The sequence below is a fragment of the Chlamydia sp. 16-02 genome, assembly GCF_042235055.1.
In the GTDB taxonomy this organism is placed as follows: domain Bacteria; phylum Chlamydiota; class Chlamydiia; order Chlamydiales; family Chlamydiaceae; genus Chlamydia.
This window is the reverse complement of sequence record NZ_CP114172.1, coordinates 1,033,249-1,059,966: the sequence shown is the minus strand read 5'-3', so window position 1 is coordinate 1,059,966 and position 26,718 is coordinate 1,033,249. Positions and strand designations below refer to the sequence as shown.

Genomic DNA, 26,718 nt, shown 5'->3' with positions numbered 1-26,718 from the left:
ATCAATTTGCAAACAATTAGAGTATGATACTTATGGGAATCGCTGTTAATCCAGAATCTATACAAGCAGAAAATAAACTACCTATCCCAGAACATCGCGTATCAAGAACTTCTAAAGTTGTAGAATATACTCTTATAGCTCTTGCTGTATTGTTAGCCTCGTTAGGTATCATTGCATGTTCTATAGGAGCAGCTCTTACACCTCACTTGCCCATGCTGGTTATTATCGGAGGCACCCTTTTATCGCTAATTAGCTGTTTTGTTCTTGGAGTATTGCTTGTGCGTCTCAGTAGAAAAAATTTTGAATTAGAGAATAAAATTGATTCTTTATTAAAAGATCTCGAAGAATGTACTAAAAATCAAGAATGCTTATTACAAGAAAATGCTGATATAAAAAGTTCGCTTGATGATCTTATTGATAAGCACAATCAATTTGTTAATGAAATGAGTCATTTGATCGATCAATACGATACTAATCAGTCTTCATAGAATAAGAAAGATATAACAAAGCCTTGCATTATTTTACTTAATAAGAACTAAATTTATTCTTCCTGTTTGACTTATAAAACCGCTCACCTTATTATTTTTTAGATTTTTGAATAACAACGGTTTACATGTCATGACGCTGATTAACAATTCAGAAACCACAAAAACAAATAACTCTCTACTCCTCACCTCCACAGAACGCTACACATCAAAATATGCTAAAGCTATCGAATATACTCTTATGGCTTTAGTAGTTTTATTAGAATGCGGAGCTATTGCTGGATGCATTGCTGAGGCCATTCTTCAACCCTCTCTACCTATGATAATAATCTTTAGTATCATATTGCTATCCTTGCTTAGTGGACTTGGGCTTGTTGCATTACTTGCCTATATGCGTAGAAAAAATACAACTTTAGATAAAAGAGTAGCTGATTTGGAACAACGAACTTCTCAGGAATCATCAGAAAAAGTTAAGGAGTTAGAACGTCGAATTGATATTCTAGCCAACGATTATAACGGATTAAAATTAGATATGGGTAAAATCACTTCATAATAAGAATTTCATGATTTAGGATCCTATACAAAAATTCAAAAGGGCGCTAAAAGGCTATTTTGAAGCTCTTTTCTTTCATATGAATCGACTAATATTCTCATCGAAGGAAAGAGCTGAAACTGCTCTTATTGTTTGACTTATATAAATCTTCTGTCTAATATGTCTAGGTTTGTAAACAGGTAACTTATCTTCATGCGACAAACAATTTATTCAACATCTGCTGATTTATCACGCGAAGACTCTACCCCCCCCCCCCCCGACGGGAATTTATAAGACCCTGAAGTCAAGGATAATTCTTGCTCTAATCGTGTTGTCGACATGTTTGGCATTGGCGGCATGTATAGCAGGAACAACTATTTTTTCTACACCACCAAAATTTATTGTTATAGGTGGAATATCTACCGCTCTAATCAATATTCTCTGTTTATGTATATTAATCCTATTGACACGCAATTCTGCGGTTAATCTGCATAGAGATGTGGATATTAAGTTGTACCTGTTATCTCAACACTATAGGAACTTCATCAACGAACATGATGCTTTTGTTGAAGAATATAATGCTTTCCTAGATGAATACCGGCTCTACACTATAAGCGAGACAATAACTAATTACCAATCTCACCTCATAGAACAACCTGAAAAAGGATCTAAAAAAATGAGAAATAGAAAATAAAATCTTTCTTGAAAACAAGGAAAGATCACATCTAAATAATCTTTTCAAAAAAGGTTTCCTCCTCTGGAGGAGACCTTGTCTTCATGTTGCCCGTATTTATAAGTCAGTCATATTATTTGACTTAATAAAGAAATCTCCCTTATCATCCCCTCAATTTAAATAATAAGGTGTTATTGTTATGCAAATAACAAATAATGAAGAGTTTAATAAGATTTCCAGTCTAAAACCACTAACCCCCCCCCCCCCAACACGTTATGTTAAAGTAGCTTCCTACTTAACAATCATACTAGCCCTAGCAGGCATCGCTGCTTGCATTACCGCAGCTATACTCTTCCCCTCACTATCCTATCTTATTATCGGCGCACTTCTTTCTGCATTAGTCTCCGTTTTACTCATTGGTAAAGTTATTCTAAGCATACATGATGACAATGGAAGCATTACCAACGGGATATACCATATAAGAGATGAAGCAAATCAGTTGAAACATCAACAAAATAGAATGGCAGCGGATATCAAGGATTTCAGTCAAAAACATTTAGAGCTTAACAAGCAATACTTCGAAAACAAATCTGAGATTCGGGACGAGATAGATGCATGCAAGAATCTCCTGAAAAATGCTAATACCGCCTTCAACGGATTGAAAACTATGATACAAGATAACCAGTATTGCTTTGCATTTATAGCAAAGCAAAAAAATATTCCTATTTCTAAAAATCCAACTCAAAAAAACTAATCTTAAAGCAATCTTCACAATTAAAATTATAGGGTAACTCTATGACTGTATTAAATACCTCACACGGCATTATAGAAAATTCACAGGAAACAGAGATATTCTTCGATTGGATATCGAAAACTTTTTTGATCTCTTCTAATAAGATTACTATATACCTGGTCTGTTTAGTGGCTTGCTTAGGAATTGCCTTAGCAATAGCTTCGGCTGTACTTTTTCCAACAGTGCCCTGCTTTATCATTGTTGGAAGTACAATTTTGGCTTTACTTTCTTCTATTGTCTTATGCGGATTATTACTCTATTTATGGAAAATGTGTCCTAGACAGGAACTTCAGGACTTGATTACTGAAAAAATGAGAATCGAGCAGAAACACAATTCGCAGGCTACAGACTATGATGGTCTCAATACAAAATATAAAGAATTTATACTTGCATATAAGCCCGCTTTTTTCCTACTTAAGGAGGAAATAAAAGAGGTTCCAATATCTTGCCGAAGAGGATTAATGGCTCAAATAACCTATCATAAAGAAGATTTGGAACAACAAAGAGAAATAATAAAACCTTTCTTAGATAAAAAAGGTATCCAAATTAAGAAACTCGAAAACTCTTAATCCACAATAAACTTACATTCTTTACGAAAACCCTATCCTCTATTACAGCTTGAATGCGTATAGTATTTAACTTAATAAAGAAAGTAGATCTATTCTTGGATTAATAATAAAGTGACGCCCCAAGCGTCGCATTAAAGTTACCGCCTGCGTCGCCATAGCTATGTTTTCTTCTACTCTACCCTCCCTTACATTATCAGCGGAGCTCTCACAGGACTAATTTCCATCATATTCTTATGTGTAATTATTTTATACATGGTTAAAGAACGTTTGACCACTCAAATAGAAATGAAACAATTAAAAGATAATGAAATTGATATAAAACGTGAGCTTATAGCTTTAGAAGCAGATTTTAAGATGTTTATAAAGGAAAACGATATCTTACATGCCTAGCATAAAGAAACACTGAAATTAGTAAAGCAATCCCTAGACGCTTGGTCAAATCCTTTAAACAATCAACAACAAGAGATTAGTAAACATCAAAAAGAACTCAATAGTTTAATCTCTAAGAAATCTTAATTAAAAAAAATCTATTATCTTTTATAGAAACTTTTTTTAATTATGCTTATTTTTTGACCATAAGAAAGTTACTTTGTTATTATGGATAGATTTTAATAATAATCTTCTAGTGTTATGACGATTCTCACTCTTCCTGAGAAGACAGGTCTTTTTCAATTAGATTTCTTAGACCCACAAATAAGTAGACCTGCTACGGTCGTGCAGAATACGACTCTTGTTATAACAGGTTTACTTGCTTGCCTGGGCATAACTATGATCATTATCGGCGCAATAAGTTCTCCCACATTAAATCCTGTTATCGCCATAGGGAGTATGCTTGCGATATTTTCTATATTAGGAATAAGTCTTTTACTTGCCTATCTGTGTAAAAAAACAGCAGATCAAAACCTAAGACTCTCCATAGAAAACAAACAGCTCCTTACCTATAGTAAAAGCTTGAGTACTAATCTTGAAAAATCCACAAAACTGTATCAAAATATATCCCCACAAGAATAAATACGCTCTAGAATACCCCTAAAGCCATTTTCTTATTATTGACTTAATAGAAAATTCTAAATTACTCTGATTTTAATCTTTCAAAATTACATACAATTTTTTCTATGAGTCAAGTCAGTAATCTTAGATTATCAGGGCCTTCGGCTGAAGATGCTCCTATGTTATCCCATCTAAAATCTAAACTAATGATTACCCTAGTGGCCTTATCAATTTGCGTAGGCCTTGCGGGATGTATTGCGGGGGCTATTCTGTTACCCACATTACCTATTTTGATGATTGCAGGAAGTGTTATCATCTCGTTAATTTCTATTATCTGTTTATGCTCTTTGCTTATGATCTCAAGTAAAACAAATAAAGAAATACGGCAAATTAACTACATTCTATTACAGCAAAACAAAGAACTTTTCCACGCTCACGCAGAGTCTCAAAACAATTATAACGATCTTAAACTGATTGTTACAAACCATGAGGATCTGCTGAATACACCTACTTCAGAAAATTCAAGCAACGCTGAAAAGGGATCTAACTAAAAACAATGTTTCTGCACGAACGTAGAAACATTGTTCTATAAAGAAGTTTATTAAAAAACTAAAAATATCATTTTTGGAAGAACTGAAGAGCCTTTCTTCCTTGAACAACCAGAAATATCTTCAACGCCTCTCCAATAACAAATGGAGCAGCACCTAATTGTAAACCTCGAACAAGATCCACTTTGTTTGTCATTGATGTCATATAAAGGTAACAAGCGAGCCACAATGATCCCAATAATAGTATGATAAACGCTGCTCCTGCAAGGATAGATCCCAAGACATAACTGTTAGGACTCTTAAATCGACGATAAAGTACTGATATGAATACGGCGACTAGAGGAAACGCATAGAGGTATCCTGCTGTTGGTCCGAAAAATGTAGTAATACCATAACCCGAACTATAAAACACGGGGAAGAACAATCCTTCTAGTAGATATGCGATCACACTACTAATAGCAATCGTGGGAGAGCATACCACACCAATACAGTAAATTCCTAAAGTTTGGAAAGTAACAGGAATGGGAGTAAATGGCAGCGGTAGGGTAATTTTTGCTAATAAAGCCAGGAAAAGTGATCCTTCTAAGATCTTAACTATCGAGCTACTCATTATCCCTAACAGCCAAGATTTCTTCGTCAGACTATAACTCATCTCTCTCTCCTATCTACGGATATCCGATGTTCTGTGTTATTTTGTAGCTTTATACCTACTCTTGTCAATTTCTGAATTTAAAAAGACCTCTTTATTAAAAGATGAAAAGAAAATTTAACTAAAAGATATATAAATTAATTATTTTAACAAAAAATCATAAGTAGTTAATTGTGAAATTATTATGTTTTGAATTAAAATGCCTGCGAAGACTTTTTATTTTAGAACATATTACTCATGTTTTACTTCTTATCTTCTATATCTATCTGCCCCAGTAGTCTCTCTTCCCGTTCGGGGGGGGGGGGGGTTAGCTCTCGCCGTCCTTTTTCTTACCGATCTCTCCTGCGTTCTTCAATGAGAGTCGGAAAGAAAAAGGGGTAATTTTAAATGTCATCACCATCATCATCAAGTAGTTCGTCCGCGCTATCTCCAGAACCTGTAGCACCATGTCCGTTTAGAAATTGGTCGCCTCCGGCTCCAGATCCTACACCATCAGAGGTTGTGAGTTTATCACAGCGTATTGACGGTTTTGTAGAAAACTATATTCCTTTAACGGGTGATGGCTGTTTAAAACGCGTTCCAGGGTGCCCTTCATGCCCTTCCGGAGCTTGCGTCCACTCAGGCGGCGGGGAGCCGTTATTGGAGTTTTGTCATTGTTGGACATGCTGTTTTGGAAGACCTACTGGAAATAGCATGCGAGGTTTTTATACTGAGATAAAAGAATACGCTAGAGTCCACGGAAATGCGTGTACTGCCCACTCTTTATTAAAATCGGGTATCGATGTCGCAAAAGTATCGAAACAATATGGCGAATTATCGGAAGAAGAAAAAGAAAAAATACAGCGATGTTGTCAAACAGAGTTAAGTGCTACTGATAAAAGATACATCTCGATTACTGCAAGAACAAAATCGATGATGAGATTAGCAGATAACATTAGAGAAGAAGGCCTTCTTGAGGGGGTTTCGGGACAAATATTAGACCTGTGGCATGCAGCTCCAGAAGATACGAACCCCGAAGATGCTCAAAAAGTTTGGGTAAAAACTAGTGATGGTAAGAAATCTCCATTCTGCTTTACACAATGTTTAAACTATCTCAGAACAATTCGTTGTTATAGAACAAATCGAGATCGTCAAGCCCATAACTTTTTATTTAAAGCAAGTCCTGGTAGTAGCATTGCTTCATGTGTGATGTATACTCTTGCAGCTATAGTCAAAAATGAGAATTTCAGAGATCGCTTACTCGAAGAAGAATCCGATGGAGCAGGTGGAACAATCTATACCTGTTCTTACAAATTAATTAAAATAATTCTCTTACTTTCTATAGTAGCCAGAGATAAACACCCGCACGCTGGCTTCACAGATCAGCGTAGACAATTCGAAGATACAGACGAAGATGCAATACATCTTGCGTCGAATGCTTTCCGAGAAAAAATCTTAGGAACATATATATTCGATAGACATGGCACACAAATTCCACGAGAACTTCTTAGAGAATTTCCTACAATAACCATGAACGCGGGTCTCAAACCTTGGGGCAGGCTGACTTCGACTCAACCGAATCCGGCTACTATATTCGGAGAAGAGTCTTCAGGAGAAGAAGAGGAAATACCAGAAACTCCTCCACCTCCCCAAAGAAGACGAAGACAGAGACGCCAAACACCTCGCACTCGACCGTCCTCTTCAAAAGAGTCCTTAGTGCTTCCTGTCAGCAGTGACAGCAGTGACAGCGGCTCTCCATATCTAGTCAGGCCCACTGAGAGCAGTCCCGCTTCAACAATCAGCACGCGTAGATTAAGCATCTCATCCATTTCTACTCTTATCACTGTGGAAGAAAATCCCGACGACTATACATCCGATATAGAACAGCTTGCTGCAACTTATCCGATATCGATTTTGACATCCCCTCCTCCGAAAACACCCGAACCCGGTTCTCCTCAATTTAGAATCACTTCTTCCCCTCTACCCTCACCTCTATTTTCCTATAGTGAAAGTCGAGATGGATCCCCTTCGACACCTCCACCACCTAGAACCCCCACAATAAGTCCAAGAGTAGAAACATCCCCAGAAAGGGACCTCCCCATTTCGGAAAGATCGTTTGTATTAATAAGTGATTCTGAAGAGGACGAATCAACTGGAGAAGAATCGGTTATCCCAAGCCCCATCACTATTTCTTCAGATTCATCTAGATCAAGCAGACCTTCTTCTAGAACATCATCATATTTAACTTCTTACATTGGATATGAAAGCAATAGCGAGGATTCACAACTTATGCCAATAACACCATCAAGTAGCCCAAGCAGATCTAGCTATGATTTATTCAGCGAATCATCAACATCCGAAGCTACCCCAGAAACACCTCAAACACCTCAACCTAGTCCTTGGGGATCTAGCCCCTCTCCAGAAGGCGAGCCCTATACTGGCTACTTCAGTGAAGATTCTGGAAGATCCACGCTACCGCCACCTAGAACCCCCACAATAAGTCCAAGAAGATCAAGTTCTTCGGGAGGATATGGTAATTTTAGTGAAGATTCTAACTCTTCAGGATCGACTACTATCACATTAGCTAGCCCAGGAAGCCCACCATGTTCTCCTTTAGGGGCAATATCTTCGGTTACAGGATCATCCACACCTGGATCGTCTAGTGATGATGATGAGCAAGATAAACCTTCACCACGCCCTTCGGCAATTCAAACTACAGGTACTCACCACACAGGATCTGATGAGGGTTCATCAAGGAAACGCTCCGCGGATAGTGAAAGTAGCCAAGAAGGAACATCTACTCAGCCAACTGATGAGCCAGCTACAAGCTCTACGACAACTCCAGGAGATAGTAGTCTACCTCCTAAAAAACGCTGGAGAAACTGGCAACCAACCTAATCACAGATACTAAGAACAACTTTACAGGATTTCCCGTTATCTCCTTCTATGGGGAACACGGAAAATCCTGGTGAAGATCACTAAATTTGCTATAAAAAAGAAAAAGCAAAACACTGCATTAACTACTTGGCTAACAGCATAAACATCCCCATCCTCTAGCGCCTCTGAAAAGGGCGGAAAAGGGCGCGTGATTATCTCTTCTTCCATACCATTTACCGTACGACAACTAGAATGCAGAGATATTCCCGCCATGGATATCACCATAGACACGTAGGGAAATATCAATCCGTGTACAGCTATTAAAGCAGCTTCTGATACCATACGTGCATCTTGTACCATATCCCTTCCTGCAGGAACAACCGCCTCTTGTTGATTTTGTTCCTCTGAAATCTCTCTTGATGTTCTCAAAGATAGTAAACGAAAGCTATACTCTTGTAATGCTCCACGAATACGTGTTAAAGGAAAAGCTATCAATTCTTGAATATTTAAAAAGACACCAAGATTTAATAGCATCGCGTACAACGCAGTGTCACACCCATCCATACGGTAACCAATAAGCAAACGTAGGGCATTCACTATATCTGCAGTGTTTACCAATATTTCCATAGGTGCGCAGGCAAGAGCAAACAGTCTGAGCCAACGAAAGCGTCGCCTACGACGTTGAGAATTTGTAAAAACAATAAGACTATAACGTGCAAGAGCTAGTCCCATAATCCCCGCGCATATACCTATGGAAACCATTGTTTCACCATCAGACGTCCAGAAAAATAGCGTGACGATATCCATCACCCTAACTATCATGCTCAACCCAACGGTACACCTTTCTATAAATCCGGGAGCTACGTAGTTTTCTGCGGTATCTGTAAATGTTAAAGGAGAGTTTGCTAAGGAAATCACCCTATCAAAAAACGTTGAATTTCCCGGAGAAAAGCTAATCAGCTCCACCTGATTATTCGCTAATATTCCTTCCCAAGCATTAACATTAATCAAAGAAGTTGAAGGCCCAACTGTCTGATGTAAAACAGTTACATGAGCTGCATCTAACATATGTGAGCGTATTACCGTTAGGAAAGCAGGATCACAAAATGAAGGAAAAAACACTCCAAAAGAATTGTGCGAGTAAGGAAGAATCCTGGGTTGAGAAAGAAGAAAACCCTCACGATCTAAAAGTGATGTGATATCTCCTGATAACCGGTAGGTTGTTACACGGCCTATTCTAGGATAAAACGTGGGACTGATTCCTATAACCTCTATCCTATCTATATAAGGAGTTAAAGATAGAGCCGCATTAATGACATGTCCACCATCACCATAGAAATATTGTAGAAAACATCCTTCAGGATGCTGAGAAAAATACTCTTCCCAAATCGCAAGTAAAACCTGACACACTACAGAATCTTGAGAAAGAGAACCTAAAAAAGGAAGGTGCCTCCAGGTTAACTCTCTCCCTGAATGGTAAACTCCTGAAACAGGCCCTCCTCCTAAAGCTTCGCTTAAATGCATAGCTTCTACCATAGCTTCACGATATGTCGAAGAGCTACCATTCACGTATCCCACTCCTACACGATGGCATTGTCTAGGAAGAGAATTTTCTGAAGGTAGATGTTGGACAAGGAAACGTATTGCAGGAGTTGCAAGTATTGAGAATCCATTTTGAGAGATAGGGACTATAGCTTCTGGAATAGAAATAACAGATATTTGATTACTTGAACTAGCTTGTTCAGTACCAATTTCTGATACTGATTCTGTATTTTCGTCGTTACGAACTTCCGCATTTCCCTGAGCATTATTGCTAGAGGAAAAAGGATTTGGACGTGTGGGTGCCGTCATTGGAGTCTACACTCCAAAAGCAAGAAATTCCAAGAATAATACAGCAACCCAGAACAAGAACCCTTAAAAAGGGCCTCGAGGGGAAAAAACATAAATAAAAGGCTTACTTACAATGAAAGAACAAAGACTCTTATAAAGTCATTCTAAGATACAAATAATAAAAATCAATCGATTTCAAAAGTAAAAAATCATGTTTACATGATTGATTATCAAGGGTTAATACCAATCGCTTAAAACTAATTTCCCTAGTTGAAAACCTACAATTTTAACTACACAAGACATGATCGGGGCATTCACAAATATTTTGCCAGCACTCTCTTTGTTGATAGTTCGTATCTAAAGAACCATAAACTAGATAGTTCGAAGAAAAATGATTATAGACAACAACACCTCGAAGAAGGGAAAGGATGCTTATAATATAAATACTGAAACCTATAACACCAGTTGTTATTGAACCAAGTGCCATGCCTACAATACTACAAATTACACCGAAAACAACAAAAACAATAGAGAATACTACACCAACGCGTTCCAGCAAAGGAAACTCCTTCCATAAGTTGATCTGCTGTTGATTTTGTACACATGCATGTGTAATAGGTGCCGTTGTCATAACCATTATCTTCTTGCTTTGAGGAAACAAAGCATAAACTGAAATTAAAAAAAATACTATGTAGTTTATCGTTTTTTACCGTCGTCGATTTCCACATACTAAATCCACCATAATCATAATATTTACTGCTAATACGATCATACATATAAACAAACTGACTGTCTGTGATACTGCTAAAATATCTCCAGTTGCCCAAGCTAAAGAAGCATTGTGCAACTGATTAGAATATACACCCGTATCTGTAGTAGAATTTCTGCCTAACGTACTTGGGATATTAATAACTATACTGTTTAACACCCCGATAGTAAAAGCCAAGAATATTCCGTGAGCCGTTCCTATCATCATCTGAACAGAGCCTATCCTACTTCCTTCAGCAGAACGCACAACCACCCTAGATTCTTCAGGTGCTCCTGTCAACCTTTGTAAAATTGTGCTTTGAATACGTCCACGTAATCCTCTCCAACAATTTCTAAATATCTCCATAAAAAGAACACTACCACTTAATGTGGATGCCACAACAAATATAGCTTGTAAAATTGAGGGGGATCGTCCGTATCTTCTAACACAGTTGATGTTATCAAGTAAGGTCACTAAGAAAATCAGGGGCACTATACCATGAGCTGCCAGCCTTGCTCTCCTAAACATATCCCGAGCAGAACGGCGATTTGTAAACAATAAAAGAAAGTAGCGTAGTAAATTCAGACTGTAACCGCACACAATCACATAAGAAACTTCGACATCCGGAGATTGTGTAACAGAGAGAATAATACATTCTTGCAACAGACCGCTAATTCTAAATATACTGAATATGCTCGATAAAACAACATCCGTTGCCGCTGTTGGAGCGAAGTTAAATTCTGCTTCTGCAGAAGTATCTCCTAATCTTAATAATTCAGATAATCTCTCAAACGCTCCACCTCCACGACCAATCTCCACCAAAGAAATCTGATTTGAAGTTCTTTCCATCTCTATTTCCGAAGGAGGGGTGGTTCCTGTTAAACGCAAAGCCCAAAGATAGCTTGGGCAACGTATACTTGGCAAAAATAAACCCTCCGTTCCTGATGAGTAAGGAACAGTCGTTACATTAGATTGCGTAAACCCTCCCTGATCAAAAAGAGTAGTAAAATCTCCAGACACTCTAAAATGGTGTACGTTATCTCCTCTAACGTATACTGTTGGAGCAATACCAATCACACAAATTCTATCTCCATATGGAGTATGATCTAATACTTGCTGAACTGCAGCTCCACCATCTCCATAAAATATAATTATATGTCTTCTATGCCGATTCTCTGGATGAGAGAAGAAATGATTTAAAGAATCTGATAAAGCCTGACATAAGGGACTAAATGGAGAAAAAATAGGTCTGCGAGATAATTGTGAACACCAGCTCCCTGAGCCCGAATTATACAACATGCGTACAGCTACATTACGCACTTCACTAATGTATAAAGATTCAAGCTGCGCCTCAGCTAGAGTTTGACCGCTACCATTAATGTAGGTAACATCAATATTGTGCGCCGCAGGTATTTCCATATTGTTATCGAAAATACTTACGGCTTCAAATACATCTGAGGATTCCGTGACAAACGGTCTAGGACCCCCATGAATAAATAAATTTACTTGTTCAGTAGTCTGTTCAGGAAAGTGTTGCTCGGTATCATTAGAATTCATTTGTTGATCTTCTAAATTGATACTTTCTAGAGTCGGACTGCTGCCAAGATCGACAGGCAAAACCATAAAAACATCCAGCCTTATAGGCAGATATAGGTATTCATAAACTCTCTTGCTAAGAAAAGGATAAGCCTATTTCCTAACAAGCCTTTGTACTATGCGTAGCACTTCATTCTGTAAAATCAAACCTAGAGATGTTTCCACGACAACACCCAATACTTTACAGAAATATAATTGCTATAAAGTAGTTAGATGAAAGAACTTACAGACAAGATTTTGTCTGATAATTCGTATCTGTGAAAAAATTGACACAAGTTTTTGATTTATTAATTCTATTTTGTCTACTGCTTTTTTTAAAAAGCTCCCGGGCTATAAAATAAAAAAAAAGTATCTGCAAAGGAAATCACAGATACTTTTATAAGCTTGCTAAACTATGGTGTTGGTTATTATCTCTTATACATCACCATATCTCTAGCGCACCTCTCGCGCTTCCACGCGAGTTCCTTATCTGCTTTCTCTTTCTGCCAAGCAAGAAGATCTTTTTTAAAATCCAATTCTCTTTCTCGCATTTCGAGATCTTTATAAGCATATTCCATATCTTTAGAATGACGATAATAACGCCAGACATTGGCAATCTCATCGAGCTTTTGTAGCAAAACATCAAAAGTAAGATTTTCGTTATTCAATTCTTCAGAAGATACGTGAAGACATGAGAAAATATTTCTACATACCTGTAGAATTCTCTGCCCAGCGGGAGACTCTTTCATTAGCTCTATAGCCTGTTCATTACTTTCTAATTCTATATTCTCGTTCTTACATACAAGAGCAAGATCACGGTATAATTCCTGACCTTCCTCTACTAAAACTTGAAATAAAGAATCTAGCTGATCTGCCAGGTTTTCTCTATCTCCATCACTTATAGAATCAAAACAACAATCCATTCTCGAACTTTGTTGCTCAATAGTCTCTGTAGTCTCAGCTAAGCTATAACTACAGCATACTAAAGGAAGGAATGCAGCGGCTAAACTATAAATCACAAATCTTTTAATCATATCTACTCGTATTCTTGCTTAATTTGAATCAACCCAATCAAATTCATGAAATAGTATATAAGATAAAAATCTAAAAAGCAAACAAATGTGCAAAAAAAAATCGATCTTAAAATTATTATAAATAAAAATATAGAAATTAAGATAGATATTAGTGAATGTTAATATAACTTATAGATAAAAAGAGCTTCACTAATTTCACAAAACGATTTTCAATATCTGAAATATTTCCTCTGCTCTTTATCCTCTAGAGGATTGTGCATGCATAGAATATGTAAAACACAAGAAATCGATATATAAACTACTGTAATAAACATCAGGATAGCATGATAAATGAAGCTAGAGAACCGCGTTAGTCCGATTCTTGATAAAAACTTATAAATCCTATCTAACTTGAGCATTTCCAAAATAAAATTCAGAAAATTCGATTTGCAAATTACCTGACCTTGTTCATTTTTTAATGCAGCTACAGGTTCAACAGCTCGAACAGGTAGTAGAGGAATTTTAGTATGTCGATGCATCTGTAATTAAGTAGAGGAAAAGCGCTAACGATCAAGGAAAATGCAGCACAAATCATTTAAAATCAATAGGAAAGAGATATTGTATTTTTCAATGTAACTCATTGAAAAATGCGTTTTTTCTTTCCTGAAATCTATGTGAGGACCTGCTGACCTACTTCTGACCACTGTGACATTTTTTCCACAATGATTGGCAAAGATTTTACCTTTTGTAAATCCCTAATAGATAGGGGTAAACGTAAAATACTATGAGCAATATCTCGCTTATAGGCAAGCAACGCCTTTATTGCGATGGGATTTGTCGTATGAGCAAGCCAAAGAGAAAGCTCTTGCCACAATAATGCATTGCTTTCTTGATAAGGATTATCTACATAGCTACGTGCTTCTCCCGGCCAACCATTAGATAAAACAGAAACGAGTCCTTGAGCTCCACATGAATGCATTTGCGGCCACAAACCATCATCACCACAATATAAAATAAGATCGGAATCTAGCTGTATATATTCGCGACATTGTTCAATAGACCCTCCCGAATCTTTTACTCCATAAAAGGAAGGATGAGTAGATAATGCACGTACGGTTTCTAAATACAACGGTGTTCCTGCCCTAGAGGGAATGTTATATAAAATCGCAGGTTTATTCGTAGCATTTAAGAGATGTTCAAACCATAATGTCTGACCACAAACTCCAGGTTTTGTATAGATAGGACTAGTGATTAAAAAACCATCAATAGAATAGGCGGAACATATCTTTATCCATTCTAGAGCATCATTTAGTGAAATGCCAGACACCCCAACAACTATAGGAATCTGCAGTTTCAAAGAACAGGCGAAAGAAACCAAGGCCTCCTTCTCTTTTACTGTTAATGCTAGGCTTTCTCCAGTACTTCCAAGAAGAACAACACCGTTTCCTTCTTTTTCTTGAGAACGTAAAATCTTCTCAAAACTTGGAAAATCAATTGCATAATTAGGAAGAAAAGGAGTGATACACGCGGTGAGTAATTTCATAATGCTTGTTTTATACTACAGAAAACCTCTGCTTAACATAATCATTATGGAGTTGTTCTACAATATTTCCTGCTAGATTTTCAGGAACTACTAAGCTCAATGCCATGCAACTTTGACAACAGCAAAAGACAGGAGAAGGATAATTACGTAGTTTATCTGTAACAGTAGTTACAACCTTTGTTGAAGCTAATCCAGAACCAATCATAGCAATCAACGCCAGATCATAAAGCATATGTACTGTTCCTATGTCAGATAGCTTACTATAGAGATCTTGGATAATTTCTTCAGAAATATCATCATCATCTGTCGTAAAAGATACCTTAGCATCCTGAGAAGTGATTAAACCAGGAAGAATATGATAAGTATCTAGTATAGGTAAAATCTTATCTAGGCTGACAGCACCTAAAACACCACAATCTACAGACCATAATCGTTGACGTTGACGTAAGGAAAGGGCTTTTACACGAGGTGCATAGCTTACAGTTTTATCCATAGCATAGATCCAAGTACCTCCTTTAGAAACATCAAAAGTAGAGGTTACGAAAATAGGGATCCCTGCACGCACACACGGAGAAAGCATAGGAGGATAGAGAATTTTAGCACCAAAGGTAGCGAGATTCTGCATTTCTTCGAAACTCAACTCTGGAATGAGTTGTGCATCTTCAATGATTCTCGGATCCATAGTATAAATACCATTCACATCGGTATAAATACGTACTTCTTCAGCGTTACTCATTTCAGCAATTAATGCTCCGGAATAATCACTCCCCCCTCTACCCAATACTGTGGTCTTCCCAGAAGCATCTGCTCCTATAAATCCCTGAGTGATATAACAAATATCACTCTTAAGGTTAAGGGCATGCCAATTTTCTCGCATACGCGAAATATCGGGAGAAGCACGATGGTATGCGCCATTTGTCAATATGACAGTTCTTGCTTCTAAAAATTCTATAGGAAAGTTATTGCTATCACAGAAAGCCTGAAATAAAGAAGCTGATATATCCTCTCCTACAGCTAGAATTTCGGCTCGATCACTTGGAGAAATTTCTTCTTTATCTACATAACTGTTCAACTTTTCTATCCAAGGAGATATGGAAAATGCGAGTCGAAGTTCATGGATAATTTCATTATGCTTCCCTGCAATATCAAGAACAATTTGTTCACGATATTCACTAGAAATAGAACAAAACATATCTAGTAAATCTGTAATTCCCGCTACAGCACTGACAACAATAAAATGCGGCGTATTTTTAGAGACAATAGCGTACACTTTACGTATACTTTCTGCAGTTTCTAAACTGGTCCCACCAAATTTATATACTACTGGAGACATGCATGTTCTCCGGCATTTTGAAAACAATAGTTGTGCATATTTGTCAATAAAGCTCCCGCAGCACCTCGAACAAGATTGTGTATCAATACATTCATTTTTATTGTTCGAGAATCACTCCCATAAGTAATGGGTCCTATATGCACACGCATGTCATCATCTGCAAGATCTTTTCTCGCTTGTGGATGCCAAGGAGAATCATAAAGTTTATACGTACCTGGAAATGCTACATTCCTATGATGATAGCAATGAAGGATCTCCTCTATATCGACGGGATCAAGAAAAGTCACATGTAAAGTTAATGTGTGTCCATAAACTACAGGAACACGATGTACAGTAACTGCTATAGAAAACTGTGCGGGTTCATCATACTTCCCCAAAATCTTTAATGTTTCTCTAAGGATTTTTTCTTCTTCCCCCACTATATGAGGGATCGTATTTCCTAAAATATCCATGGAAGAAACCCCAGGATGACCAGCACCGCTTGCTGATTGTAAAGTGACAATATTCACACGATCAATCCTAAACTCCTTTAAAGGAGCTAAAGCTAAAGCAATACCGGAGACACAACAATTAGAGTTGGTGATAATTCTTCCCTGGAAAGGCTGCGTGGCAATAAGGCTAAGATGATCCTGATTTACTTCGGGAATAATAATAGGAACTGCAGGATGCATTCTAAAAGCAGATGAATTAGAGAAGATTAATTTTCCCTTAGATAGACAATACGTCTCTAATGATTCAGCTACTCTTTCCGGCAAGAAGGATACAATAATATCCGATTCGATCTCTTCAATTCTACGAACAGGCACGTGAGCCATGCTCTCCGGCATAGGCCCCAAAGACTCTTGCCAAACACACGCAGAACCATAAGTCTGACTATATTTTGTCTCGGAGGCAACAACTTCACAAATATGCCAAGGAAACCATTTATACAAGAGAGCTACGAATTTCTGACCGACCAGCCCAGTAGCTCCCAAAACAGCCACACGCATGTGTTGCCTCCTGAAATCATACTACATCATCGCTGATAGTGAATAAGAAAGCAGGTTAATAATAAAACAGCCACTTAGTCTAGAGTGTCGACAAGACAAAATACGCACTCCTCTTATTCAAAAATCAAGGAATCTTAGGAGCCGCATTGTAATAACGGTTTTGTTTTTTAAGCAAGAACTGTTCGTTCACACAGAAACCTTTAACCCTACTTCAGGTCCATAACATCCGGGAGGTGGAGATTCGTTTAACAACCAATCTAAAATTCTCAAAACTCCCTCAGCAAAAACCTCACGAGAAAAGACCGTATGCCGTAAAGTAATTTGCTCTTTATCACCGATAAAAGCTATTTCATGCTCTCCAGAAATGTTGCCAACACGTGATGTATGTAATTCAATATTTTTCACATTATCAGATTTAGACCCAACACTATATTCCTGCTGCCATTCTTTCTGTTTAGCATCACAAAGAATAGAGACTAATTCGTTAGCTGTTCCTGAGATCAAATCTTTCTTGTTTCTATGATGCACCTCAGTAATACGGATATCGTAGGCATCATCGAAAACACTAGCGAGTAGAACAGCTAAACGCTTCTGCACACACGCTCCTAAGCTCGTATTTGGACAGACAACAACAGGAACATAAGCAGCTAAATCTTCTAATTTTCTATCTATAGATGAAGACGCACTGGGTTTAGTCGTAGCAAAAATTAAAGGTTTAGGATTACAAAGCAAAGCCGTAAGAAGTTCATCAGAAAAAGATGAAGAAGAAAAATCTACAAGAATATCGTTATTTTCTATAACAAAAGATAAAGAGTGAGCACTCGTTCTAGAAAATCCCGGGCCTAAATTAAAGCGTGCGATGGATTTCAATAGAGTGCCGAGCAATGTTCCCATTCTTCCTGAACATCCGATAATACCCACACGCATAAATTCATCTCAAAATACAGAAAAACATCATTATTCATAGCTCTGAGAAAGCATAGCTTTCTCTCGACAAAAATCCTAAAGGACCCTAGAATTTAAATCTCTTTGATTCTTTTCAATGTGAATCATTCTTTAATCTGTAATAATCAAGAAATAGAAAGCCTTGTTAATTAAAGTAGCTCTTAAACTATAAAACTTCGATCATTCATGGCTCATCACATTGGCACAATTCTTTCTAACTCTGAACATCATTCGGATACCCTCTTAAATTCTCGACTTCCTTTATGGAAAAATTACTGTCCCAAGGTCTTTTTTGAATATTTAGAGGTTCTACATTTAGTTAAAGAATCACCTATAGACCTTAACCATATAAATAATACCTTATTATCAAAATCAGGATTTACATTATCACCAACAGAAAATTATCTTCCGCCGCACAAATATTTATTTGAATTAAGTGAGAAGCGTTTTCCTATAGCCACATATATGCGTACCTTGGATGACGATGGATTTTCAATTCTTCCTGATATTGTTCATGATTTATTTTGCCATGTTCCTTGGCTATTACATCCCGAGTTAATGAAATTTTTCTTTGCTATGGGGCAGCTGTTCATAAAAGCTGTAAGACGAGCTAAAAATATTTATCCTTTCGAAGATCAGCCGCGTATTCTCAACAGCAATGCTCTTGCCATCTCGCGATGTTTTTGGTTTACAGTGGAGAACGGACTCATTGAAGAACAGGGGAAAAGAAAAGCTTATGGGGCTGCTATATTAAGCTCCACTGAACAATTATCCTATACCTTTAATAACAATGTGTTTGTTTCTCCATTTAAAACGGAACACATTATACAGCGTCCTTGCAATCCATATTCCCTACAAACAACATTTTTTATTATTCATGAGTTTAGCGAATTAAATGATATATCAGAAAAGATGCAACTCTTACTAGAACAAGGACAACTTGATTTCATTGTTTTTGGTCCTCACGATATATACTATCAAGATATCCTCTACTTTCTAAATGACCATGTCTTTTCATAAAAATAAGATATTTTTTAATCTATCCCTTACCTTCTCATTAATTCTGATCTTATCGAATCTGGTAGCAGCTTCTAAGCTCATCGTGACCCCCTACTTTACTATTCCTGGAGGACTACTTTTCTACCCTATAACCTTTGTGATTTCTAACATCGTTAATGAGATCTTCGGTCCTGAAAAAACTCGACACATGGTATTGTCAGCATTTACTGGTAATATTCTCTGCTTAATATTTCTCCAAATCGTCTCTCTTCTTCCGGCTTCGTCCATAGAAATCGCAAATGCTTGGCATATTCTCTTTGATATCAGTCCAATAGCTTTTATCGCTTCATTTACTGCCTTCTCCGTCTCGCAACAGCTGGACATTCTTTCCTTTCATTTTTTTAAACGACGTTTTCCTAAAGCATCCCCCTGGATACGCAACAACGCATCCTCCATGCTCTCACAAATGGTAGACACTCTTATCGTTGATCTCGGTATTGTCTATATAGGGATGCGTATGTCCTTTACAAAAACTTTACAAATTATGACTTACTCTTATCTCTATAAAGTTTTCTTTACCCTAGCTACTACTCCGGTTTTTTATATAGGCATAAGAAGAATATCTAACATTTATAAAGACAGTGTAAAAACAAAATACGAGACATTAGTATAGAAATAACTAACTATACTTAAAACTAAATGATTTATTTTTCTAAAAGAGTTATAATTTTTGCGAAAAAAAATTAAAAAAACATTTTTATGGCTAATTTCCTGCTATCCTCGCCAAATACCGAGACGGGGTCAATCTACACCTTATACAACCCTATCCCTCTACCCCCCAAAGATCAAGAATCTAGATTTATAAGGGGGAAAACTCCTATTACTGGCCCGGGATCCTTTGATAATGCTTCATTTTTAAGTAAGTTAGCCCGTGTCCTTCTTGCTGCTATACTTATTATAGTTACTCTAGGGTTAATTCTGTGCTTTATGTCCACACAAAATCTCTTAGATCTCAATACCCATGAAATCTGTGTAGATTATTTAGACTACGATTATCCTCCGTATTTCCCTTACGGATACCCGACTCATCAAACCACACACTATACCCCAGAACCAATAATTACATTTGCAACTTGGGACAATTCACAAATTTTAAATCAATTCCTACAGTTATCCGAACGCCATACCAATCTATTTGTGCCAACGAAAACAGTAATTCCCACCTGTTTTTCTATAGAACGTCTGGCACTTCAAGATATGCATATGTATGATCTAAATACCCAGGAACCTTTAAATCAACCTGATCCCACCCAATGTCGCCACAACGAAATAAGTAGTTATCCTCATCTACAAGGAAGGAATTGTAATAATTTCCGCATATTCGCCTACCCTATGTGGCACCACCCCATGGCAAACAATGAAGACGAAATGATCACAAGAATGTGGGCAACAATACAAGCAGGGTACGCAGGAATATCTCACTGGACATTAGTTATTGTGAATCTAGATAGAAGAGAGGTTCTTTTCTTCGATAGTCTTGCACATTTTGTAACAAGCGATAAGATCGATCCCGCGTTAAAATCTATTGCAACTAGATTAGGAAACCACTATCTCGATGCTAACGGAATGCGTGCCCCATTTACTGTAAAAAAAGTTATTAATACCCCTGTACAGAGAGACGGCTCATCTTGTGGAATTTGGATATCCATCTTCCTTGAAAAATATTTAGAAAATCCTGACTATACATTCCCTCCTATGGGATATACTCAAACGCAAAACTTTGTACAAAATTATCTGGATAATCTTCATGAAGAACCTGATAATTCTAATACATAGTAACACCCGTAAATCGAATGCATTATGTACAACTGCAGCAATCTAAGAAGACAGTTACGCTATTTTCTAATCTCATTGATCCTTTGTTCTCCTTTTTATGCGTTGGCAACAACAGAGGAACATCATCCCTGTGTTGTACTGACAGGAGCTTCGGGTCAATTAGGATCAGCAATCACACGTTATCTTCACGATAGCGATTTCCACCTATTACTGGTGGGAAGACAAAAGAGCAAGCTATCCGCACTACACGAGAAAAATCCTAACTCCTCAACTCTAGCTATAGACTATTCCCTCCCAGGATATCTCGCTGATTATAAAAAAACACTGAAAGACCTAAATCGTCCTGTTCACGGACTCATTATTTCTACCCCACGTCCTATCTGGGGTGGCATACTACAATCTCCAGAATCTTGGGAAGCTACACTGCAAACAACCTTTGTAGCACAGACAGCTTTAATTCAAGCTACTCTTCCCTATATGAGTCCACAAAGTTCTATTGTTATTATAGCAGGCACCACATCAGTACAGCTAATTCCTGCCTACGGCCTTTCTTGTGTTATTCGTCGTATGTGGACAACATATACTAAAGCACTGGCGTACGAATTAGGCCCGAAAGGAATTCGCGTAAACGTTGTCTCTCCAGGAGTCGTACGTACTCCATTCCACGAAGAAAGGATCCGAGAAAAGGCACGGGCAAATCATTCTAGTTATGTAGAAGAATATAATAAAGAGACTGAATCCATACCTCTACGACGTTTTTGTGAAACTGAAGAACTAGCAAAAACTATAGAATTTCTTCTATCATCATCCTCCTCCTTCATTTCAGGAACTAATTTAATTCTTGATGGAGGTTGCACAACTTCTCTTCACTAGCCACCATTTTTTCATTAAAATTAATTGATTCACCTATATCTAGTGAAATAATAGGAAAGTTCCCAACCCCCGTCTCATTAAACATACTTGTTCTAAGTTAGTTTTAAATTTAAATAAAATAAACGCTTATCTTTCTAATTTTAAATACTTTAACATGGATTTTCAAAAATCCCTTAATATTGACTTTCTACAGATTCTGTGTTAAGAATTGTCTCCTTTGTCTACGTTTTCAATCTCTTTCTAGGAAAATATTATTTATGAATGAATGCCCTGAACAATGGTCATTAGAAGCTATTAAAGAAGTATACGACTCTCCTGTTTTTGAATTAATTCATAGAGCGAATGCTATACTAAGAAGTAACTTTCCCCATTCAGAATTACAAACTTGTTATCTAGTTTCGATAAAAACTGGAGGTTGTACTGAGGATTGCGCCTATTGCGCACAATCTTCCCGCTACCAAACTAGTGTCAAACCCGAACCCATGATGAAAATTACTGAGGTTATGGATCGAGCAAAACATGCTGTAGACTCCGGGGCTACGCGTGTCTGTCTAGGAGCTGCTTGGAGAGAAGTAAAGGATAATCATCAATTTGACCGCACCTTAGAAATGATCAAAGGTATCACAAACATGGGTGCCGAGGTTTGTTGTGCTTTAGGAATGTTAACTGCTAGTCAAGCCGAAAAACTTTATGAGGCCGGTCTTTATGCCTATAATCATAATTTAGACTCTTCGGAAGGATTTTATAAGACTATTATTACTACAAGAAAATACGAAGATCGTTTGAAAACTTTAGATGTGGTTGAGAAATCTGGAATTAGCACGTGTTGTGGTGGGATTGTTGGCATGGGAGAAACTGCTGACGATCGTGTTGGATTACTCCATACTCTAGCTTGTAGAGAGCGCATGCCAGAATCTGTGCCTGTAAACGTACTCTGGCCTATAGAGGGAACTCCCCTTCAAGATCAAGAATCGATATCCTTTTGGGAAATATTACGCACAATAGCTACAGCGCGTATTGTATTTCCTCATTCTATGGTACGCCTTGCTGCAGGACGTGCTTTCTTATCTGTAGAACAGCAAACGCTATGTTTTATCGCTGGAGCGAATTCTATTTTCTATGGAGAGAAACTCCTAACCGTAGATAACAACGATATGAACGAAGATACCGAAATGCTGAATTTACTTGGAATGCGCCATCGACCAGCATTCTCAATGAAAAGAGGGCAGCCATGCCAATCTACGACCTGTTAACAGAAAGATTAGAGAAACAAAAATATAGAAATACGTATCGAACTTTAAAAACAGCCTCAGCAACTATAGATTTCACATCTAATGATTATCTAGGCTTTGCTAGGTCTTTAGACTTGAAACAAGCATTCTCTAATACATTAGATTACGCATATTCTCTAGGTTCTACAGGATCACGTCTGCTTACAGGGCAGTCTCTTTTAGCAGATCATGTGGAAAAATATATTGCCGCCTATCACCATAGAGAAAGCGCATTGATATTTAATTCTGGATACGTAGCAAATTTGGGATTGATTTCCGCATTAGCCTCTCAGGACGATCGTGTAATTCATGATGTATATATCCATGCTTCTATTCATGACGGAATTCGTCTTTCTAAAGCTCAAGGCATTCCCTTTCGTCACAATGATATGGAACATTTAGAAAAACGTTTATCACAGCCTCATTGCGGACAAACGTTTGTCTGTGTAGAATCTGTATATTCTCTACACGGTTCTGTATCTCCCCTAAAAACTATCTGTGAATTATGTAAGAAATATTCTGCTCATCTTATTGTTGATGAGGCTCACTCTATAGGCATCTTTGGAGATAAGGGAGAAGGGCTTGTAGCTGCTTTAGGTTTACAAAATGATGTTGCAGCAACTGTATATACTTTTGGAAAAGCTTTAGGAATTCACGGTGCAGCTGTTGTAGGAAGTCGTCTTCTTAAAGACTATCTTATTAACTTCTCTCGTCCTTTTATCTATACAACTGCTCTACCTCCGCATGCATTTACAATGATACACCTCGCTTATCAATACAACGAAAACGCTACAATTTCTAGAGAAAATCTCCAAGAGCTCATCGTTTATTTTCGAGAAAATGCCAGGGGTATGCAACTGCCTATTCTTCAAGATAATGAAAATACCCCAATTCAATCCTTATGTATACCAGGAAGCACACAAGTGCGTACTGCAGCTAATAAACTACAAAATTCTGGATTTGACGTACGTCCTATTGTGAGCCCGACAGTAAAGCGAAAAGAAGAGCTATTACGTATCTGTCTTCACGCATTTAATACAAAAAGTGAAATCACAGAATTTTTGAATAAATTATACGAAATTCAAGAAAGCTTATGCATATTATCGTAGCAGGAATTGATACAGAAGTAGGCAAAACTTTTGTTAGTGCGATCTTAACTAATTTACTTCAGGCGGAATATTGGAAACCGATACAAGCAGGGTCCTTAGAGCATTCCGATAGCACGGTAGTTCATGAACTCTCAGGGACTTTATGTCATAAAGAAGCTTACCGATTTACCCATCCCCTAGCAGCACATCAAGCAGCAGAAATTGATAATATTCTTATTCATGAAGAGAATATCTCCCTTCCAGAAACACAAGCTACATTGATTATTGAAACTTCTGGGGGTTTTCTCTCGCCGTGTACACCAACCTCCTTACAGGGAGATGTCTTCGCCAAATGGCCATGCTATTGGGTGCTTGTTAGTAAAAGTTATCTAGGGAGCATTAATCATACATGTTTAACAATAGAAGCCATGCAAGCAAGAAAATTAAATATCTTAGGTATGGTTCTTAATCAATATTCTGAGGAAGAAGAAAAATGGCTACTTAATATGACAGGAGTGCCTTTTTTAGGACGTTTAAATTACGAAACTACTGTGTCTAAAGAGATCGTACAAGACTACGCGAATCTATGGAAGGAAACATGGAAAATTAAAGAAGAAAAGCTATGCCTCACGATGTAAAATATACTCCCACAAAAAGAACATATTCTAAGATATGGCATCCCTTTGCTCAGCCCGGGTTAGATCATAATCCTATCCATATTACACGTGGAGAAGGTGCTTATCTTTATACAGAATCTGGAACAGCCTATCTCGATGCTATATCTTCTTGGTGGTGCAACCTCCACGGACACACTCACCCGCACATTGCCAAGAAGATATCCGAACAAGCTCATCAACTAGAGCATGTAATTTTTTCTAATATTACACATTCTCCTGCTGAAGAGCTCTCTCAAAAACTTACTCAAATTCTTCCAGAAGGTCTAGAACGCTGTTTTTTTTCTGATAATGGTTCCTGCTCCATAGAAATAGCGATGAAAATTTCCTTACAATATTTCTACAATCAAGGAATAAAAAAGACACGTTTTGTATCTTTAGTAAATGGTTATCACGGAGACACTTTCGGGGCTATGTCTGTAGTAGGACCTGCAGATATCAACAAACCTTTCCAATCCTTATTTTTTCCTACTGACACTATAGAACCTCCTTACTACGGAAAAGAAGATATTTCTATTCAACAAGCAGAAGCTCTATTTGCTACTGGAGAAATTACAGGATTTATTTATGAGCCTGTTTTACAAGGCGTGGCAGGTATGCGTGTACATAATCCTGAAGGATTGAACACTATCCTAGAAATCGCCAAACATTATGGTGTGCTATGCATAGCTGACGAAATTCTTACAGGATTTGGACGTACAGGACCATTATTCGCTTCAGAACTTATGCAAACACCTCCTGACATAATTTGCCTTTCTAAGGGATTAACAGGGGGATTTCTTCCCTTTGCTGTGACTGTAGTTCGAGAAGAGATCTATCAAGCCTTTATATCTAAAGACCGTAGAGAAGCATTCCTCCATGGCCATACCTATACGGGAAATCCCTTAGGATGTGCGGCAGCTCTAGCTTCTTTAGATCTGACATTATCTCCTCAATGTAGACAACAACGAGAAATGATTGAGAATTGCCATAAACACTTCCAATCATATTATGGAGCACATTGGCAACGTTGTGATGTGTTAGGAACAGTGCTTGCTATAGACTATCCCACAGCTTCATTAGGGTATTTTTCTAATCTACGTGATACACTCTATAATTTTTTTATAGAAAACCACATAATTTTACGTCCTTTAGGAAATACCATTTACGTGCTTCCTCCTTATTGTATCCATGAGGAAGACCTTCATAGAATTTATCATTATCTCCAGGAGGCCCTATGCTTACGATTACAATAAAAACATTTGCATCCTGTGCAACACGTTGGCAACCTGTCCTTAAAAATATAGTTGCCTCTGATGATCTACATAGCAAATGGATCAATACATTATCGTTTTTAGAGAACTGTGGGGCAAAAAAAATCTCTGCTAGCGAGCATCCAACACAAGTAAAAAGAGAGGTATTAAAACATGCTGCTGAAGAATTCCGTCACGCATTTTATCTAAAAACACAAATATCAAGAATATCCAATGAACCTTTCCTCGATTACTCCTTAGAACAAATGCTAGGCACTTATGGAATAAAGTATTATCTGCATCTTCTAGATTTACGCACATGCAAGGTGCTTAAAAATCAATACCATCTTTCCGGACAAACATTAAAAACCACTGCTTATGTACTTGTAACTTCTGCTATAGAAATGCGTGCTTCCGAACTCTATCCTATCTATCATAATGTTTTAAAAGACGCGGGGAGCAAGATTACAATAAAATCCATAATCTTAGAGGAGCAAGAACATTTAGCAGAAATGGAATCAGAATTAGCAACAATACCCCATGCAAAAGAACTTCTTTCTTATGCTTGCGAGTTTGAAAGCACACTATGCTTGCAATTACTAAGCTATTTAGAAAAATTAACAGAAATAACCTGCTCAGTTTAACCTTATATGGGAATTACATTTCCTTAGACG

General features: G+C 37.5%; 28 protein-coding genes. 18 read left to right on the top strand and 10 right to left on the bottom strand.

The window, feature by feature from the left end; translation table 11 throughout:
- Positions 1-32: 32 nt before the first annotated feature.
- The 8 genes from O1W70_RS04610 (at position 33) to O1W70_RS04575 (ending at position 4,593) form a co-directional block, all read left to right on the top strand.
- Positions 33-488, top strand: a complete 456-nt coding sequence (locus tag O1W70_RS04610; protein ID WP_332381567.1) for a hypothetical protein — start codon at positions 33-35, stop codon at positions 486-488.
- A gap of 130 nt (positions 489-618) precedes the next feature.
- Positions 619-1,038 carry a hypothetical protein gene (locus O1W70_RS04605; RefSeq protein ID WP_332381569.1) on the top strand — a complete coding sequence of 140 codons (420 nt, stop codon included), beginning with the start codon at positions 619-621 and terminating at the stop codon, positions 1,036-1,038.
- 307 nt (positions 1,039-1,345) lie between these two features.
- Entirely contained in the window at positions 1,346-1,711 is a 366-nt protein-coding gene (locus O1W70_RS04600) for a hypothetical protein (protein ID WP_332381570.1), read from the top strand.
- Between the two features lie 178 nt (positions 1,712-1,889).
- Positions 1,890-2,444 (top strand): hypothetical protein, encoded by a 555-nt coding sequence (locus O1W70_RS04595; protein ID WP_375797215.1) that lies wholly within the window; start codon positions 1,890-1,892, stop codon positions 2,442-2,444.
- Positions 2,445-2,485: 41 nt separating this feature from the next.
- Positions 2,486-3,052, top strand: a complete 567-nt coding sequence (locus O1W70_RS04590; RefSeq protein ID WP_332381572.1) for a hypothetical protein — start codon at positions 2,486-2,488, stop codon at positions 3,050-3,052.
- A gap of 252 nt (positions 3,053-3,304) precedes the next feature.
- Positions 3,305-3,442 (top strand): hypothetical protein, encoded by a 138-nt coding sequence (locus O1W70_RS04585; protein WP_332381573.1) that lies wholly within the window; start codon positions 3,305-3,307, stop codon positions 3,440-3,442.
- Between the two features lie 240 nt (positions 3,443-3,682).
- The gene (locus O1W70_RS04580) at positions 3,683-4,063 is read left to right on the top strand and encodes a hypothetical protein (protein ID WP_332381574.1); all 381 of its coding nucleotides are present in this window, start codon (positions 3,683-3,685) and stop codon (positions 4,061-4,063) included.
- A 104-nt stretch (positions 4,064-4,167) separates the two neighbouring features.
- Positions 4,168-4,593, top strand: a complete 426-nt coding sequence (locus O1W70_RS04575; RefSeq protein ID WP_332381575.1) for a hypothetical protein — start codon at positions 4,168-4,170, stop codon at positions 4,591-4,593.
- Positions 4,594-4,660: 67 nt separating this feature from the next.
- Here O1W70_RS04575 and O1W70_RS04570 read toward each other — a convergent pair whose 3' ends face one another.
- The gene (locus O1W70_RS04570; protein WP_332381576.1) at positions 4,661-5,242 is read right to left on the bottom strand and encodes a biotin transporter BioY; all 582 of its coding nucleotides are present in this window, start codon (positions 5,240-5,242) and stop codon (positions 4,661-4,663) included.
- Between the two features lie 384 nt (positions 5,243-5,626).
- On the opposite strand from O1W70_RS04570, the gene O1W70_RS04565 reads away from it, so the two are divergent.
- Complete coding sequence (locus O1W70_RS04565; RefSeq protein WP_332381577.1) at positions 5,627-8,116, top strand: hypothetical protein; 2,490 nt, start codon at positions 5,627-5,629, stop codon at positions 8,114-8,116.
- Between the two features lie 36 nt (positions 8,117-8,152).
- On the opposite strand, the gene O1W70_RS04560 is transcribed toward O1W70_RS04565, so the two are convergent.
- From O1W70_RS04560 to O1W70_RS04520, 9 genes are all read right to left on the bottom strand, one after another.
- Positions 8,153-9,946 carry a DUF687 family protein gene (locus O1W70_RS04560; RefSeq protein ID WP_332381578.1) on the bottom strand — a complete coding sequence of 598 codons (1,794 nt, stop codon included), beginning with the start codon at positions 9,944-9,946 and terminating at the stop codon, positions 8,153-8,155.
- A gap of 265 nt (positions 9,947-10,211) precedes the next feature.
- A complete protein-coding gene (locus O1W70_RS04555; protein ID WP_332381579.1) occupies positions 10,212-10,556 on the bottom strand; it encodes a hypothetical protein in 345 nt (114 codons plus the stop codon).
- Between the two features lie 75 nt (positions 10,557-10,631).
- Complete coding sequence (locus tag O1W70_RS04550) at positions 10,632-12,296, bottom strand: DUF687 domain-containing protein (RefSeq protein ID WP_332381580.1); 1,665 nt, start codon at positions 12,294-12,296, stop codon at positions 10,632-10,634.
- Positions 12,297-12,676: 380 nt separating this feature from the next.
- Positions 12,677-13,282, bottom strand: coding sequence for a hypothetical protein (locus O1W70_RS04545; RefSeq protein WP_375797214.1), 606 nt, complete (start codon positions 13,280-13,282; stop codon positions 12,677-12,679).
- Positions 13,283-13,491: 209 nt separating this feature from the next.
- Entirely contained in the window at positions 13,492-13,800 is a 309-nt protein-coding gene (locus O1W70_RS04540) for a hypothetical protein (protein ID WP_375797213.1), read from the bottom strand.
- Between the two features lie 131 nt (positions 13,801-13,931).
- Entirely contained in the window at positions 13,932-14,804 is an 873-nt protein-coding gene (gene dapA, locus O1W70_RS04535; RefSeq protein WP_332381582.1) for a 4-hydroxy-tetrahydrodipicolinate synthase, read from the bottom strand.
- Between the two features lie 10 nt (positions 14,805-14,814).
- Positions 14,815-16,137 (bottom strand): aspartate kinase, encoded by a 1,323-nt coding sequence (locus tag O1W70_RS04530; protein WP_332381583.1) that lies wholly within the window; start codon positions 16,135-16,137, stop codon positions 14,815-14,817.
- Positions 16,125-17,126 carry an aspartate-semialdehyde dehydrogenase gene (gene asd, locus O1W70_RS04525; protein ID WP_332381584.1) on the bottom strand — a complete coding sequence of 334 codons (1,002 nt, stop codon included), beginning with the start codon at positions 17,124-17,126 and terminating at the stop codon, positions 16,125-16,127. The genes O1W70_RS04530 and asd overlap by 13 nt, the downstream gene beginning before the upstream one ends.
- Before the next feature lie 186 nt (positions 17,127-17,312).
- Entirely contained in the window at positions 17,313-18,053 is a 741-nt protein-coding gene (locus O1W70_RS04520) for a 4-hydroxy-tetrahydrodipicolinate reductase (RefSeq protein ID WP_375797212.1), read from the bottom strand.
- A gap of 204 nt (positions 18,054-18,257) precedes the next feature.
- Between O1W70_RS04520 and O1W70_RS04515 the strand changes: the two genes are divergently transcribed.
- The 9 genes from O1W70_RS04515 (at position 18,258) to O1W70_RS04475 (ending at position 26,688) form a co-directional block, all read left to right on the top strand.
- Positions 18,258-19,091, top strand: coding sequence for a phenylalanine 4-monooxygenase (locus O1W70_RS04515; RefSeq protein ID WP_332381587.1), 834 nt, complete (start codon positions 18,258-18,260; stop codon positions 19,089-19,091).
- Complete coding sequence (locus tag O1W70_RS04510) at positions 19,078-19,743, top strand: queuosine precursor transporter (RefSeq protein WP_332381589.1); 666 nt, start codon at positions 19,078-19,080, stop codon at positions 19,741-19,743. Before O1W70_RS04515 ends, O1W70_RS04510 begins: the two co-directional genes overlap by 14 nt.
- A gap of 86 nt (positions 19,744-19,829) precedes the next feature.
- Positions 19,830-20,906 (top strand): Ulp1 family isopeptidase, encoded by a 1,077-nt coding sequence (locus O1W70_RS04505; RefSeq protein WP_332381590.1) that lies wholly within the window; start codon positions 19,830-19,832, stop codon positions 20,904-20,906.
- Between the two features lie 24 nt (positions 20,907-20,930).
- Positions 20,931-21,779 (top strand): SDR family oxidoreductase, encoded by an 849-nt coding sequence (locus O1W70_RS04500; protein ID WP_332381591.1) that lies wholly within the window; start codon positions 20,931-20,933, stop codon positions 21,777-21,779.
- A gap of 257 nt (positions 21,780-22,036) precedes the next feature.
- Complete coding sequence (gene bioB / locus O1W70_RS04495; RefSeq protein WP_332381593.1) at positions 22,037-23,032, top strand: biotin synthase BioB; 996 nt, start codon at positions 22,037-22,039, stop codon at positions 23,030-23,032.
- Positions 23,011-24,159 (top strand): pyridoxal phosphate-dependent aminotransferase family protein, encoded by a 1,149-nt coding sequence (locus O1W70_RS04490; protein WP_332381595.1) that lies wholly within the window; start codon positions 23,011-23,013, stop codon positions 24,157-24,159. The genes bioB and O1W70_RS04490 overlap by 22 nt, the downstream gene beginning before the upstream one ends.
- Positions 24,144-24,776: a dethiobiotin synthase gene (bioD, locus tag O1W70_RS04485; protein WP_332381596.1), complete on the top strand. Its 633-nt coding sequence runs from the start codon at positions 24,144-24,146 to the stop codon at positions 24,774-24,776. Before O1W70_RS04490 ends, bioD begins: the two co-directional genes overlap by 16 nt.
- Positions 24,761-26,047 carry an adenosylmethionine--8-amino-7-oxononanoate transaminase gene (gene bioA / locus O1W70_RS04480; RefSeq protein WP_332381598.1) on the top strand — a complete coding sequence of 429 codons (1,287 nt, stop codon included), beginning with the start codon at positions 24,761-24,763 and terminating at the stop codon, positions 26,045-26,047. Before bioD ends, bioA begins: the two co-directional genes overlap by 16 nt.
- Positions 26,029-26,688, top strand: coding sequence for a hypothetical protein (locus tag O1W70_RS04475; RefSeq protein WP_332381599.1), 660 nt, complete (start codon positions 26,029-26,031; stop codon positions 26,686-26,688). Before bioA ends, O1W70_RS04475 begins: the two co-directional genes overlap by 19 nt.
- Positions 26,689-26,718: the final 30 nt, after the last annotated feature.